Origin of the sequence: Terrabacter sp. BE26, from assembly GCF_041941675.1 — a bacterium.
Classification (GTDB): Bacteria; Actinomycetota; Actinomycetes; order Actinomycetales; family Dermatophilaceae; genus Terrabacter.
Window position 1 is genome coordinate 1,769,136 of sequence record NZ_CP090122.1, and the last position, 13,276, is coordinate 1,782,411.

The 13,276-nt window shown below is 73.1% G+C and carries 13 protein-coding genes; 5 read left to right on the top strand and 8 right to left on the bottom strand.

Annotation, left to right across the window (positions count from 1 at the left end; genetic code table 11):
- Nucleotides 1-16: 16 nt before the first annotated feature.
- Nucleotides 17-1,087 carry an alkene reductase gene (locus tag LQK93_RS08255; RefSeq protein WP_374971060.1) on the top strand — a complete coding sequence of 357 codons (1,071 nt, stop codon included), beginning with the start codon at nucleotides 17-19 and terminating at the stop codon, nucleotides 1,085-1,087.
- Between the two features lie 85 nt (nucleotides 1,088-1,172).
- On the opposite strand, the gene LQK93_RS08260 is transcribed toward LQK93_RS08255, so the two are convergent.
- The 4 genes from LQK93_RS08260 to LQK93_RS08275 form a co-directional block, all read right to left on the bottom strand.
- Nucleotides 1,173-1,709: a GNAT family N-acetyltransferase gene (locus tag LQK93_RS08260; RefSeq protein WP_374971061.1), complete on the bottom strand. Its 537-nt coding sequence runs from the start codon at nucleotides 1,707-1,709 to the stop codon at nucleotides 1,173-1,175.
- Nucleotides 1,710-1,737: 28 nt separating this feature from the next.
- Nucleotides 1,738-2,583, bottom strand: a complete 846-nt coding sequence (locus LQK93_RS08265; RefSeq protein ID WP_374971062.1) for a potassium channel family protein — start codon at nucleotides 2,581-2,583, stop codon at nucleotides 1,738-1,740.
- Between the two features lie 193 nt (nucleotides 2,584-2,776).
- On the bottom strand, nucleotides 2,777-3,637 hold the full coding sequence (locus LQK93_RS08270) for an alpha/beta hydrolase (protein ID WP_374971063.1): 861 nt from the start codon (nucleotides 3,635-3,637) through the stop codon (nucleotides 2,777-2,779).
- 119 nt (nucleotides 3,638-3,756) lie between these two features.
- A complete protein-coding gene (locus LQK93_RS08275; protein ID WP_374971064.1) occupies nucleotides 3,757-4,632 on the bottom strand; it encodes a CHAD domain-containing protein in 876 nt (291 codons plus the stop codon).
- A 121-nt stretch (nucleotides 4,633-4,753) separates the two neighbouring features.
- Here LQK93_RS08275 and LQK93_RS08280 point away from each other — a divergent pair, with 121 nt between their 5' ends.
- Nucleotides 4,754-5,854, top strand: coding sequence for a DNA glycosylase AlkZ-like family protein (locus LQK93_RS08280; RefSeq protein ID WP_374971065.1), 1,101 nt, complete (start codon nucleotides 4,754-4,756; stop codon nucleotides 5,852-5,854).
- A gap of 50 nt (nucleotides 5,855-5,904) precedes the next feature.
- Nucleotides 5,905-6,492: a dihydrofolate reductase family protein gene (locus LQK93_RS08285; protein ID WP_374971066.1), complete on the top strand. Its 588-nt coding sequence runs from the start codon at nucleotides 5,905-5,907 to the stop codon at nucleotides 6,490-6,492.
- Here LQK93_RS08285 and LQK93_RS08290 read toward each other — a convergent pair.
- Entirely contained in the window at nucleotides 6,410-6,763 is a 354-nt protein-coding gene (locus LQK93_RS08290) for a hypothetical protein (RefSeq protein WP_374971067.1), read from the bottom strand. The genes LQK93_RS08285 and LQK93_RS08290 overlap by 83 nt on opposite strands.
- A gap of 110 nt (nucleotides 6,764-6,873) precedes the next feature.
- Between LQK93_RS08290 and LQK93_RS08295 the strand changes: the two genes are divergently transcribed.
- The gene (locus tag LQK93_RS08295) at nucleotides 6,874-7,836 is read left to right on the top strand and encodes a thermonuclease family protein (RefSeq protein WP_374971068.1); all 963 of its coding nucleotides are present in this window, start codon (nucleotides 6,874-6,876) and stop codon (nucleotides 7,834-7,836) included.
- Nucleotides 7,837-7,907: 71 nt separating this feature from the next.
- On the opposite strand, the gene LQK93_RS08300 is transcribed toward LQK93_RS08295, so the two are convergent.
- From LQK93_RS08300 to LQK93_RS08310, 3 genes are read right to left on the bottom strand one after another with little or no spacing between them, the layout of a single operon-like run.
- Entirely contained in the window at nucleotides 7,908-8,669 is a 762-nt protein-coding gene (locus tag LQK93_RS08300; RefSeq protein ID WP_374971069.1) for a GNAT family N-acetyltransferase, read from the bottom strand.
- A gap of 55 nt (nucleotides 8,670-8,724) precedes the next feature.
- The gene (locus LQK93_RS08305; RefSeq protein ID WP_374971070.1) at nucleotides 8,725-10,737 is read right to left on the bottom strand and encodes a hypothetical protein; all 2,013 of its coding nucleotides are present in this window, start codon (nucleotides 10,735-10,737) and stop codon (nucleotides 8,725-8,727) included.
- A gap of 9 nt (nucleotides 10,738-10,746) precedes the next feature.
- Complete coding sequence (locus LQK93_RS08310; protein ID WP_374971071.1) at nucleotides 10,747-12,144, bottom strand: sigma 54-interacting transcriptional regulator; 1,398 nt, start codon at nucleotides 12,142-12,144, stop codon at nucleotides 10,747-10,749.
- Between the two features lie 229 nt (nucleotides 12,145-12,373).
- On the opposite strand from LQK93_RS08310, the gene LQK93_RS08315 reads away from it, so the two are divergent.
- The gene (locus LQK93_RS08315) at nucleotides 12,374-13,255 is read left to right on the top strand and encodes a DUF429 domain-containing protein (RefSeq protein WP_374971072.1); all 882 of its coding nucleotides are present in this window, start codon (nucleotides 12,374-12,376) and stop codon (nucleotides 13,253-13,255) included.
- The last annotated feature ends 21 nt before the right edge of the window (nucleotides 13,256-13,276 follow it).

Consider the following 13,276-nt stretch of genomic DNA (forward strand, 5'->3'; position numbering starts at 1 on the left):
TCTGAGGAGCAGGCCTGTGAGCACGGCTTTCGAGAGCATCCGCATCGGCCGCTGGGACCTCCCCCAGCGTTTCGTCATGGCACCCCTGACGCGCAACCGCGCGGGTGAGGGCCAGGCGCCGACGGAGCTCAACGCCGAGTACTACGGCCAGCGCGCGAGCGCCGGCCTGATCATCACCGAGGGCACGCAGCCGAGCGCCGTCGGGCAGGGTTACCTCGACACCCCCGGCATCCACTCCGACGAGCAGGTCGCCGGCTGGCGCCTCGTCGCCGACGCCGTGCACCACGGTGGCGGCCACGTCGTCGTCCAGCTCATGCACGCCGGTCGCATCGCCCACCCCGACAACAAGGGCGGCCTCGAGAGCGTGGCCCCCAGTGCCATCGCCGCCCCCGGCGAGATCGTCACGGCCAACGGCCAGCAGCCGTATCCCGTCCCGCGCGCCCTCGAGACCGACGAGATCCCCGGGCTCGTGGCCGAGTTCGTCCATGCCGGCCGCCAGGCCGTCGCCGCCGGGCTCGACGGGGTCGAGGTGCACGCCGCCAACGGCTACCTGCCGCACCAGTTCCTCGCGCCGAGCAGCAACCAGCGCACGGACGAGTACGGCGGCTCGCCCGAGAACCGGGCCCGCCTCACGATCGAGGTCACCAAGGCCGTGGCCGAGGCCATCGGCGCCGACCGCGTCGGCATCCGCATCTCGCCCGCCCACAACATCCAGGGTGTGCTCGAGGAGGACGAGGCCGACACCGCTGCGACCTACGAGGCGCTCGTCGAGGGCATCGCGCCGCTCGGCCTGGCCTACCTCAGCATCCTCGGCGACCCGGAGTCCGACATCGTGCGCGACCTGCGCAAGCGCTTCGGCGGACCGGTCATCCTCAACACCGGCTTCGGCTCGGTGACTTCGCTCGCCGACGTCGAGGACATCCTCGAGCGCGACCTCGGCGACCTCGTCGCGGTCGGCCGCGAGTTCCTGGCCAACCCCGACCTCGTCCGCCGCTGGCGCGAGGGCGCCGAGCTCAATGAGCCGAACTCCGCGACCTTCTACGGCGGCGGCGCCGAGGGCTACACGGACTACCCCGCCCTCCACTGAGAGCCGGCCACGCGGCATACGCCCGCTGGTGACCAGGTGCCCACTCGACGTGCTCCCCACGTCGAGTGGGCACTGTCGTATGCCGTCAGCTCGGCTCGGGCGGGTCGCCGGGGCCCGCGAACGGCTCACCCAGGGCGCGCTGCACCCACGTGACGTCACGCGGGGCGCCGAACTTCCAGCCGATCCCGCGGTAGGTGCCCACGGGCTCGAACCCCATCGCCGCGTGCAGCCGACCGCTCGCCTCGTTGGGCTGGGTCATGCCGGCGGCGGCCGTCCGGTAGCCGCGGGCGGTCAGGCGAGCGAGCAACGCGGCATACAGCGCGCGGCCACCGCCGCGACCGTGCCGGTGCGGTGAGAGGTAGACCGACACCTCGCACGACCAGCGGTACGCGGCGCGCTCCTTGAACGGGCCGGCATACGCGTAGCCGACGACCTCGCCGGCCTCCTCGAGCACGAGGAACGCATGCCGGGTCTGCGCCTTGACGATGCGGCGCCCCATCTCGCCGGCGTCGGGAGGCTCCGTCTCGAAGGTGACGGTGGTGTCGGTGACGTAGGGCGCGTAGATCGCCGCGCAGGCCGCGGCATCGGCAGGGGTCGCGTCGCGCACGAGCGGGTCGGGCATGCGCGAATGCTAGGACGCCGCGCTGCCGTCACTCGGAGGGGGCACTCGGAGGGGCACTCGGAGGGGCACTCGGGGTGGCACTCGGGGTGGCACTCGGAGGAGGCTGCTGCCGGCTCGGTCCGGCGGCGAAGCGCGACACGATGAAGGCCACGAAGGTCACGAGGAAGACCTGCCCGATGACCGCCTCGCTCGTCGCGGCGAGGCGGGCGAGGTTGGTGACCGCCACGAAGTCGCCGTAGCCCACCGTGGAGATCGTGACGAGGCTGAAGTAGGTGTAGACCGTCGTGGAGACGGCCTCACCGAAGAAGGGCTGCGCTGACAGGGAGTCGATCGTCTGGAAGAGCGTGGCGTAGGTGACCGCGATCTGCAGGTACGCGGCGACGGCGCCGAGCACCGTCTGCACCCCGACGACCCGGTGCTGCAGCACCCTACGACCGATGATGACCGGCAGGACGAGCTCAGCGGCGAGCCAGATGCTCTGCGCCTGAGACGAACCGGTCGAGACCTGGTCGCCTCGGCTGGCCGGGATGAGGAGCAGCAGGTTGCCGACGACGGTCGCGACGACGAGCACGTCGAGGGCCCGGCAGACCCGAGGCCTGGCGGCCGAGGCCCGGCTCGCCACGATGAGCGCGAGGCCGGTCACCGAGTGGCTGATGAACGACCCCCGGATGGATCCCGTCGTGTCGACCAGGGACTGGATGACGATGACGGCCAGCACGAGGACGAGGACGACGTCGAAGCGGTCGAGCAACCGTCGGCCGGCCACCTGGGGGTCCGTCGGCGCGTCCGCCGAGCGGGCGGCCTGCGCTGCGCGCGGCATCCGCGTCGCGCGCGGAGCGGACTCCTCCGGCCGGTCCGAGTCGGCTGCCGCCATGACTGCCTCCCTCCCGTCCCGGGCAGGCGCCCGCGCTACCGCGACGCCTCGGTTCCGAGGATACGGTCGGCACCGTGGGCGTGCGGGTGCGTCGTCACAGCCCGCGACCACCGAGGGCGTATGCGTCGGCGACCACGCGCGCCGTCGTCTCCTCCGGCGTCAGGGCGGACGAAGTCGGCCGTCGGCGTGGGCATCAGCTCGGCTCCGTCGAGGCCCACACCCAGCGCAGGGCGTCGGGGAGCAGGACGCCGCCGTGGTTGGCACTGTGCCCGCCGTCGCCGAGGACGAGCCGGACGGCATACCCGGCCTCGGCGAGCGCCGCGCTCGTGCGCAGGTTCTCGGCGAGCCAGTTGCACTGCGGCTCGTTCCAGTTCAGGTCGCGGTGACCGGCTTGGAGGAACACCCGCAGCGGCTTGCGCGGAACCGCCTGGACGAGCGCGGGGTAGGGGTTGCCGCCCGGCATCTGCGCGAAGCTGGACAGGAAGGCGACCACCCGCCGGAACCGGTCCGGGCGCAGCCACGCCGCGGTGAAGGCGGCGTTGCCGCCGCTGCTGCCGCCGCAGATGCCCCACCGGTCAGGGTCGTCGCTGACCGAGTAGCGCTGCCGGACGAGCGGGAGCACCTCGTCGAGCAGGAAGGTCACGTAGCGGTCGTCGAAGGCGTCGTACTCCGCGTTCCGGTTCTTGCGTGCGTCGGGGTCGTCGCGGTCTGCGAAGACCCCGGGGTCGACGAAGACGCCGATCGTGACCGGGAGGTCGCCCTGGTGGACGAGGTTGTCGAGGACGACCCCGCCGCGGACGTCGCCGTCGGGGTCGAGGTACCACCAGCCGTCGTTGAACACCATGACCGAGGCCTGCTCCGTCGGCTCGTACGCCGCGGGCACGTGGATCCAGACGCTGCGCGACGTGCCCGGATAGGTCGCGCTGTCCTCGATCCGCAGCTCCACCGTCTCGCCGGCGGGCACGTCGTCGCACCGGTGGGAGTCGGGCCCGTACTCGTAGACCACGTCCGCCTGGTCGATCGGCAGCGGCCGGTACGGGACACGAGTAGTCATGCCGGGCAACGTACGGAGCGCCTCGCATCGCGGCCAACGGGATATGCAGGCTGCGCGCCCCATACGCCCGAGTGGGCGTAGGCCGCTTCGCCCCCGTTCTCGTGCCGCCAGCAGGGAACCTAGAAGTCGCGGAGCTCCTGCTCGAGCTCCTCGATGGCGCTCCAGGCCTGCTCCTCGACCGTCGTGAGCAGGCGCTGCTCGTCGGCGTCGAGGTGACCGAGGAGGAAGGCGGCGCTCTCGCCGACCGCCTCGTCGAGCGCGAGGTGGCGCAGCACCGCACGCGTCATGACGGCATCGTGGTGCAGGCCGATGGCCGACTGGACCCGCTTGGCACCCTTGCCGATCCGGTGGACCCGCTTGCCCGTCACCGGGGCCGCGGTCTCGGCGGCGTAGCGCAGCCGCTTGGCTGACGTGCGGACCTCGTGCAGCCGAGCTGCCCGCTCGTCGGATCCCGTGGCGACCCTCGCGGCCTCGACCCGTTCGGTGAACCGTCGGCCCTCGTGACGGAGGCGCTTGCGTGCCGCTGAGCGGGCCTCGCGCTGCGCCCTGTCGGTCAGCGGCGGGTGCGAGACGAGCTCGTCGACCAGGATGACGGTGGCGGCATACCAGGTGGAGGCGAGCGTCTCCTCCACGACGTCGCCGGCGGCGCTCGCGTCGAGGCACAGCCGGGCCCGCAGCCCGACCACGGCCTCCTCGTCGAGCCCGTCATCGCCGATGTGCGCGAGCAGCCGCTCGGTCATGTCGACGGCGACCTCGGCGTCACGCGACTCCCCGAGCCTCAGTGACGCCTGCTTGAGCTCGGTGCGCACCGGCTCGGTGACCGACGTGTCGAAGACGGGGCGGAACGTCGCGAGCACGCAGCGCACCCGGCGCATCGCGACCCGCAGGTCGTGCACGCCCGTCCCCGCGCCGACGCGCACGTCCGCTTCAGCGGCGCGCAGGGCGTCGCGCTGCTCGGCCAGGCGCTGGCGCACGAGGGTCCCCACGGACGGCATACCCCTTATTACCCTTCTGGGGGACCGCGCGTCCCGGCTTCACTCGAATTGTCAACGACCGACACGCACGCCGCGAGGCAGTGCCGGGGCTCTGTCGCAGGCACTGGCTAGGGTCGGCGGCATGGCGGTCCACCAGCTCAGCCTCGAGGAGGCGCGCCGCATCGCGGTGCACGCCCAGCTGCTCGACCGACCGCGCCCGACCGGCCTGGTCGCCACGGTCGAGCGGCTCACGTTCCTGCAGATCGACCCGACCGCCGCCATCGCACCGAGCGCCGACCTCGTGCTGTGGAGCCGGCTCGGCAACGGCTACGACCCGGCGCACCTGACCCGGGCCCTCGAGCAGGACCGCACCCTCGTCGAGACCGTCGCCTACGTCCGCTGCCCACGCGACGTGCCGGCCGTCATCGCCGAAGCCCGCGACACCGACCCCTACCCGTTCCTGGCGCAGTGGCTGGCCGACAACGACTCCTTCCGCCGCGACATCCTCGCCCGGCTCGAGGCCGAGGGCCCGCTGCTGTCGCGCGACATCCCCGACACCAGCGTCGTGCCGTGGCCCTCCAGCGGGTGGACCAACAACCGCAACCTGACCAAGATGCTCGAGGTCCTGACCGTGCGCGGCCAGGTCGCCATCGCCGGGCGCAAGGGCCGGCAGCGCTACTTCGACCTTCCCGAGCGCGTCTACCCGCCCGACCTGCCGACGCTCACCCTCGAGGAGGCCGTGCGGCACCGCAACGAGCGACGCCTCGCCGCGCTGGGGATCGCGCGCCCCACCGGCACCATCATGCCGGGCGAGCACTCCTACGCGGCCGATGCCGGTGAGCCCGCCGAGGTCGAGGGCCTGCCGGGCACCTGGCGCGTCCACCCGGCATACCTCGACGTGCCCGAGAGGTTCGAGGGGCGCACCGCCCTGCTGTCCCCGTTCGACCGGCTCATCCACGACCGCGTCCGGGCCGAGCAGCTCTTCGGCTTCGAGTACATCCTCGAGATGTACAAGCCGAAGGAGAAGCGCCGCTGGGGCTACTTCGCGCTGCCGATCCTGCACCACGACCGGCTCGTCGGGAAGCTCGACGCCCAGGCCGACCGCAAGGCCGGCACGCTCGTCGTCAACGCGGTCCACGAGGACGAGCCGTTCACCGCGCGCGTCCGCCGGGACGTCCAGCGCGAGATCGCCGACCTCGGGGCGTGGCTCGGCCTGACCGTCACGGGCCCGGCCGCCCCGTGAGCCCCCTGCCCTCGACCGATCCGACCGATCCGACCGATCAGGAGACACCCGTGCGCAGGATCGTCCTCTACGCCATCACCTCGCTCGACGGCTCCGTCGACGACCCGACCCGCTGCTTCCCGCCCGACGTCGATCCCGACAAGCCGCAGCCGCCCACCTTCGACGACGGCCTCATCGAGCGCGAGGCCGCGCTCATCGCCCGGCAGGACGCCGTGCTGCTCGGCCGCCACATGTACGACGAGTGGTCCCGCTACTGGCCGACCTCCGACGAGCAGCCCTTCGCCGACTTCATCAACGGCGTCAAGAAGTACGTCGTCACCTCCACCCCGCTCACCACGCAGTGGGGCGACAGCGAGGCCGTCTCCGGTCCGCTCGCCGACCTCGTGCGCGACCTCAAGGCGCTGCCCGGGGGCGACATCGGCGTCCACGGCAGCATCGAGCTGGCCCGGTCGCTGCTCGCGGAGGGTCTCGTCGACGAGCTGCACCTCGCCGTCGCGCCAGTCCTCGACCCGGAGGGGCGTCGCCTCTTCGAGGGCCTCCCGGAGCTGCAGCGGCTCACCCTGGTGAGCGCGACCCCGACGCCCACCGGAGCGCTGTGGCTCGTCTACCGGTTCGGCGCAGCCCGAGCGAGCCGTTGACCCGGTAGCCGCGTACGGCTCGCTTCGACTGCGCCGACATGATCGAGCCGTCGCTCTGGTACGAGAGCACGGACAGGCGCGACATGGTCGACAGCAGCGACGCCGCGCTCATCGACGAGCCGACCGAGAGGAACGAGGCGAACGAGCCCACGCTCCCGATCGAGAGCACCGACCCGATGCTGCCGATGGACAGGACCGACCCGGTCGACCCGATCGACAGGAACGAGTCGCGCGACGCGATCGACCACCTTCCCCTGCGCACCGTCGGCATGCTCCCCAGCGTAGGCAGGCCGCGTCTCGCTTGCACCATTCGTCGGACAGGCGCACGACGGCGACCTACGGTGAACCGGTCAGCAGGGCCCAGGGCATCAGGGGAAGCGCATGCGCCGGCGCACGACCAACGGGCTGATCGCGGTCGCGGCCCTCGTCGGGCTCGTCGCGATCGGCGGCAACGCCGCGACGGGACCGGGCCGGGTCGCGTTCCCCGGGACGGGGGCCACTGCCTACGCCACGTACACGCCCGGCTCAACTGACCCCCCGACCACCGCCGCGACGCCGGACGTGGGTGCCTCGCGGCGCGCGGCCGAGTCGAAGGCAACCGCTGAGGCCAAGGCAGCCGCCAAGCAGAGCGCCGACGCGAAGGCTGCCGCTGCCCGCACCGCCGCAGCCAAGGCGGCCGCAGCCAAGGCGGCCAGGGCCAGGTCCGATGCGGCGACTTGGGCGGTGACGAAGGTCGTCGACGGCGACACGATCTGGGCCGCCCGCGGCGCGGAGACCGTCAAGGTCAGGCTCATCGGCATCGACACCCCGGAGGTCGGGCAGTGTGGCTTCGCCGAGGCGTCCCGCAACCTCCGCGGCATCATCGGGGGCCAGCGCGTCACCCTCACCCCCGGAGCCCGGAGCGACCTCGACCGCTACGGCCGCTCGCTGCGCTACATCGACGTCCGCGGCGTCGATGCGGGCCTGCGCCAGATCAAGCAGGGGTATGCCGTCGCCCGCTACGACTCCCGGGACGGCTACGGCGCCCATCCTCGCGAGACGGCATACGTCCGGGCGGATGCGGCGAGCGCCAAGGCGCCCTGCGCCGACCCCGGCACGGGATCCGGCTCCAGCGGCAGCGGCGGGAGCACCTCCGGCGGCACGCCGGGCACCGGCCTGACCGGATCGTGGCCGCAGCCGGGCGACCGGTACCCGTGCCCGCAGGCGAAGCCGGTGAAGGGCAACGAGAGCTCGATGATCGCCCACGCGCCAGGCGACCGGTACTACGACGTGACCAAGCCGGAGCAGTGCTTCGCGACAATGAGTGACGCCGAGGCCGCCGGCTTCCGCCCGGCCAAGGTCTGAGCGCGCCGCGTCAGTGAGTCGCCACTTGACTCGCTGACGTGGCGGGTCTTCCGGAGGACAGGCCCGAGGGCTCAGTCCTCGAGCTCGAGGATGCACGCGGTGGCGATGTCGACGAAGCCGACGCGGCGGTAGATCTGCGCTGCAGCATCCGAACCCGCCGACAGGAAGACGAGGTCGACGCCCCGCTCACGACAGGTCGCCACCAGCGTGCGCGTGACCGCCGTGCCGTGCCCTCGACCTCGGTGGCGCGGTGGCACCGCGATGCCCATCAGCTCGGCGACGTCACCGCGGGGCGCCGCAGACCCGGCGCCACAGAGGCGGTCACCGTCGAACGAGGCCACGACGACGAGCTTGCCGTCCTCCATCAGCTGCGGCTGCCGGCCGGGATCCCTGGGCGAGACGTCGTCGCGCCCGGCGAAGCCGGCCGACACCGAGCCCAGCGCCAACGACAGGTGCGGCTCCGCCGGCCGCAGGGGCCGGGCACGCGGGTCCGCGGAGACCGGCACGTCCGCCGACAGGACGAGCAACGGGTAGCAGCGGGGCTCGAAGCCCGCCGCCCGCACCGCAGGCAGCAGCGACGGCGTCACCTCGTCGACCCACTCGACCGCCCGCGGCACCCCGAGGGCCTGCTGGCGCTCGAGCACCCGGCCTACGTCCTCGGGCGTGAACGCAGCCGTCCCGCCTCGGCGCGGCCGCGCGTAGAACTGCCACCCGGTGCCCTCCTCGGCGACGAAGAGCGTGAAGGGACCGACCTCCTCGGTCGTCGACACGGCACGCGGGACGCAGTCGTAGTAGGCCTCGATGCGGTCCAGCCGCGGGTCGTGAGCGTGCATGGCGCCACGATGACAGCCGCCACCCGCGGGCGGCGAGCGAATTGCGGCCGGCGCCTCAGCGCCGCCCGCGCCGCGTGCGGAGGTAGTCGGCGACGACGTACTCGCCCAGCCGCGACACGTCCGGGGTGAAGACCCGGCCGCCGGCCCGGCGCGCGACCGCGTCGACGAACCGCGCCAGCCCGGGGTCCTCGCCGAGCATGAAGACGTTGAGCTGGGCGCCCGAGCGGCGCAGCTCGTCGACCTGCGCGACGGTCGCACGGATGGTCGCCTGGGTCGCCGGCCAGTGGAAGGTCGGCCGGCCGTCGGCCTCGAGGTGCGCCGTCGGTTCACCGTCGGTGACGACGAGGACGACCGGCTCGGCGTCCGGGTGCCGGCGCAGGTGTCGCGCCCCGAGCATCAGCGCGTGCTGGAGGTTGGTGCCCTGGACCCACTCGGGCTCGGCCTCGGTCAGCTCGGTGGGGGTGAGCCGCCGGGCTGCGAGGTTGAAGCCGATGATCTGCAGGGCGTCGTGCCGGAACCGGGTCTGGACGAGGTGCGAGAGCGCGAGCGCCGTCTGCTTCATCGGCCCCCAGCGCCCCTCCTGCAGCATCGAGAACGACATGTCGACGCACAGCGCGACCGCGGCCACCGACCGCCGCTCCGTCTCGGTCACCTCGAAGTCCTCGACGAGCAGCTCGACACCACCCGCCGAGGGCGAGCCGGCGCCCGTGCGGGCCCGGCGCTGCAGCGCGTTGGAGACCGTGCGGACCGTGTCGATCGGCAGCTCGTCGCCGAACTCCCACTGCCGGCTGAGCCCAGTGAGCTCGTCCGCCTGACCGGCGGCACGGTCGTCGTGGTCACCCCGGCCGGCTGCCTCGACCCGCTCGAACACCCGCTTCAGAGCCGTCTCCCCCAGTCGGCGGACCGCCCGGGGCGTCAGGCGCAGACCGTCGTCGCCTCGCGAGACGTAGCCCTGGCGTTCGAGCTCACGCTCGAGCTGGCGCAGCGCCTCCATGTCGCGGGCGGCGTCGGCACCGAGGTACTGCTCGAGCCGCTCCACGTCGACGTCGTCCAGCGTGGCCCCGAAGTAGCCCTGGCCGAGCTGCTCGCCGAGCTGCTCGAGGTCGGCCAGCTCCGCCACCGCACCGACGGCGTCGCCGTAGCCCATCGGCTCGCCGCCCTGGCCCTGCTGCACGGGGCCGCGCCGGTCGAGGCCGGGACGCAGCGCCCGGAGGTTGTCGGCCAGCTGCGCCATCTCGGAGGCCAGGTCGGGGTCGCCCAAGGCCTCCGACATCAGCCGGCTCAGCTGGTCACGCTGCTCGGGACTGAGCGACGCCATCAGCCGCTCGGCCGCGGCCTGGCGTCGGGCCAGGGCGTCGATCAGCTCGTCGACGTTCTCGGGCTGCTCCGGGAAGAGGTCGCCGTGCTTGTCCATGAAGTCGCGGAACTGGTCCTCGGTGTCCTCGCCGCGAGCGTGGGCGGCCAGCAGCTGGTTGAGGTCGGCGAGCATGTCCTTGACCGCCTGCATCGCCTGTCGCGACTGGGCGTCGTCGCCCGACAGGGCCTGCTTGAGCCCCTCGAACTGGGCGCCGACCACCTCGCGCTGCAGCATCTGCTGGATCTGCTCGTAGGTCGCCTTCGCCTCGGGCGAGTGCCACTCGTAGTCACCGAGCGCTCGCACGGCCCCAGCGACGTCGTCGGGGATCGTGGCGAGGTCCATCTCGGCCAGGCGCGCGTCGTCGCCGGACTCGCCGGCGAGGGTGTCTCGCTCCTCGGCGAGCGCCTGGTCGAGCATCGCCCGCACCCGGTCGAGCGTGCCGCCCAGGTCACCGCGGCGACGCGCGGCCTCACGCAGCCGGCGTACGCGGTCGGCGAGGTCGTCGAGACCGCGGCGCCCGTCCATCCCCTGCCTCAGCAGCTCGCGCAGCGACTCCCGGAGCGACCCGCCGGCGAGGACGTCCTGACCCACCTCGTCGAGCGCTGAGCGCACGTCGAAGGGCGGCGCGAGCGGGTCGGGGCCGCCGTGCCACGGGGTGTAGCGGAACCGCCCGTGCACGTTGCCGAACTCGCCGGGGCCTCTGGGTGTCATCGGGGCCTCCTACGCCCCGTAGACGGTGCGGCCGGCGACGGAGTCCTTGTCGATGCGGCGCGTCAGGTGCAGGCCCTCGAGCACGAACTCGACCGCGGCAGCGACCTGCCCGGGCGTCGCGTCGTCGCCGTGCCCCAGCCGGTCGAGCACCTTCGACAGGCCCGAGACCGGACCGACCTGGGCCAGCAGGTCGGCGCCCGGCACCAGCTCACCGGTCTCGACGACGGCGCCGTCGGCGAAGAGGTTGGTGAAGCCGCTGAGGTCGAGCCCCGCCAGCCGCGACCGGTAGGTCTCGGCCACCGCGAGCCGGAGCAGGTGCGTCAGCACGTCCCGCTCGCGGCCCTCCTCGCCCATCTCGAACTCGACCTTGCCGAGGAGGGTGGGCACGACGGTCGGGACGTCGCAGACGCGGGCGACGGCATACGCCTCCCCGGTGCGTGCGGCGCGGCGCAGGGCCGACCCCGACACGCCCTCGGCGCCCGCGATGGCGAACCGCGCGGACACGCCGGAGCGCTGGTCGACGGCTGCCGACTCACGCAGCCCGCGGGTGAAGCGCGCCATCACCTCGAGCAGGTGCTCGGGCACCTCGGCGACGAGCGAGGACTCCTGCCCGATGAGGGCGACCTCGTCGCTGACCTCGGTCGGGTAGTGGGTGCGGATCTCGGCGCCGAAGCGGTCCTTCAGCGGGGTGATGATGCGGCCACGGTTGGTGTAGTCCTCCGGGTTGGCGGTCGCGACGAGCAGCAGGTCGAGCGGCAGGCGCAGCGAGTAGCCCCGGATCTGGATGTCGCGCTCCTCGAGCACGTTGAAGAGGGCGACCTGGATGCGCTCGGCGAGGTCGGGCAGCTCGTTGAGGCCGAAGATGCCGCGGTTGCTGCGCGGCACGAGGCCGTAGTGGACGGTCTCGGGGTCGCCGAGCGTGCGGCCCTGCGCGACCTTGACCGGGTCGACGTCGCCGACGAGGTCGCCGACGCTCGTGTCGGGCGTCGCGAGCTTCTCGGTGTAGCGCTCGCTGCGGTGGCGCCAGGCGACCGGCAGGTCCTCGCCGAGCTCGCCGCTGAGCCGGCGGCAGCGGGTGCACGACGGGTGGTGCGGGTCGTCGCCGATCTCACAGCCCTCGACGACCGGACTCCACTCGTCGAGGAGGCCGGCGAGCGTGCGCATGAGGCGGGTCTTGCCCTGGCCGCGCTCGCCGAGCAGGACGAGGTCGTGGCCGGCCAGCAGCGCCGTCTCGAGCTCGGGCAGCACCGTCTCGTCGAAACCGACCATCCCGGGGAACGCATCCTCACCGGCCCGCAGTCGTGCCAGGAGGTTCTCGCGGATCTCCGCCTTGACGGTGCGGTGGACGTGCCCGGAGGCGCGCAGCTCGCCGAGGGTGGAGGCACGTCCGGTGTCGGGTTGGCTCATTGGTTCACGCTACGTCCGAGTCCCGACCCTGTCGAAGGGGTGTCGAGGGGTGCCGATCTCGAGAGGTGTCGAGGGCACAGGCACCCGTGGACGACGCCGGCCCGCGCTGCGTCACTGTTCCGCCACGCGGAACACTGACGTGGCGAGAGTCGGTCGTCCCGCACGAGACGTCGGCGATCTCGGCCGTGCCGGCTCTTGCCCGGCCGGCGAGATGCGGTTGGCTGGTCCCATGGACGAGGACCTCGAGCAGCGCATGCGTGCGCTCGCCGCCGACCTCGCTGCCCACCGCTTCGGGGAGACGGACCCGCGCCTGCGGGCGGCCCTCGCAGAGGCGGTGACGGCCCTCGGCCGCCTCACCGACGTCCTGGGCACGACCCCGGCGACGCCCGGCGGCCTGCACGCGGCCGCACCTCTCGACGTCGTCGTGCCGGTGCTCGGCGTCGACGGCTGCTCGGCCGGCTGGGTCGGGGCCCTGCTGGAGCCCGGAGCCCCGCGTCCGCGCGTCGTCGTCGCCCCGACGATCGCCGAGCTCGTCGCCATGGTCCGCGAGTCCACCGGCATCCACGTCGTCGGCATCGACATCCCGATCGGCCTGCCCGACGCCACCATCCGCCAGGCCGACGTCCTCGCTCGCCGCGCCCTTCCCGGCAAGGCGGCGTCGGTCTTCTCGACCCTGACCCGGGCCGCCTACGCGGCGCCGAACCGTCTCGAGGCCGACGCCGTCAACCGTGGGCTCGTCGGTCAGGGTGTCGGCGCCCAGGCGTTCGCCCTGCGCGACAGGATCCGCGAGGTCGACGCGTGGCTGCGCAGCCGGCCGACCGTCACCGTCCTCGAAATCCACCCCGAGGTGTCCTTCGCTGCGATGACCGGCGAGCCGATCCTCGCGGGCAAGAAGACGGATCAGGGCCAGAGCGCGCGTCTCGAGGCGCTGGCCGCGGCCGGGATCGCCCGCCCGTCGGCGCTCCGAGGGCAGGGATATGCGGCCGACGACGTCCTCGACGCCTGCGCCGTCGCGTGGTCGGCCGCCCGCCACGCCGCCGGGCTGGCTCGCCCGCTCCCGGACCCGCCGGAGGTCTTCTCCGACGGCATCCACGCCGCCATCTGGGCCTGAGCGACGAGCCGCCGCCGCGCT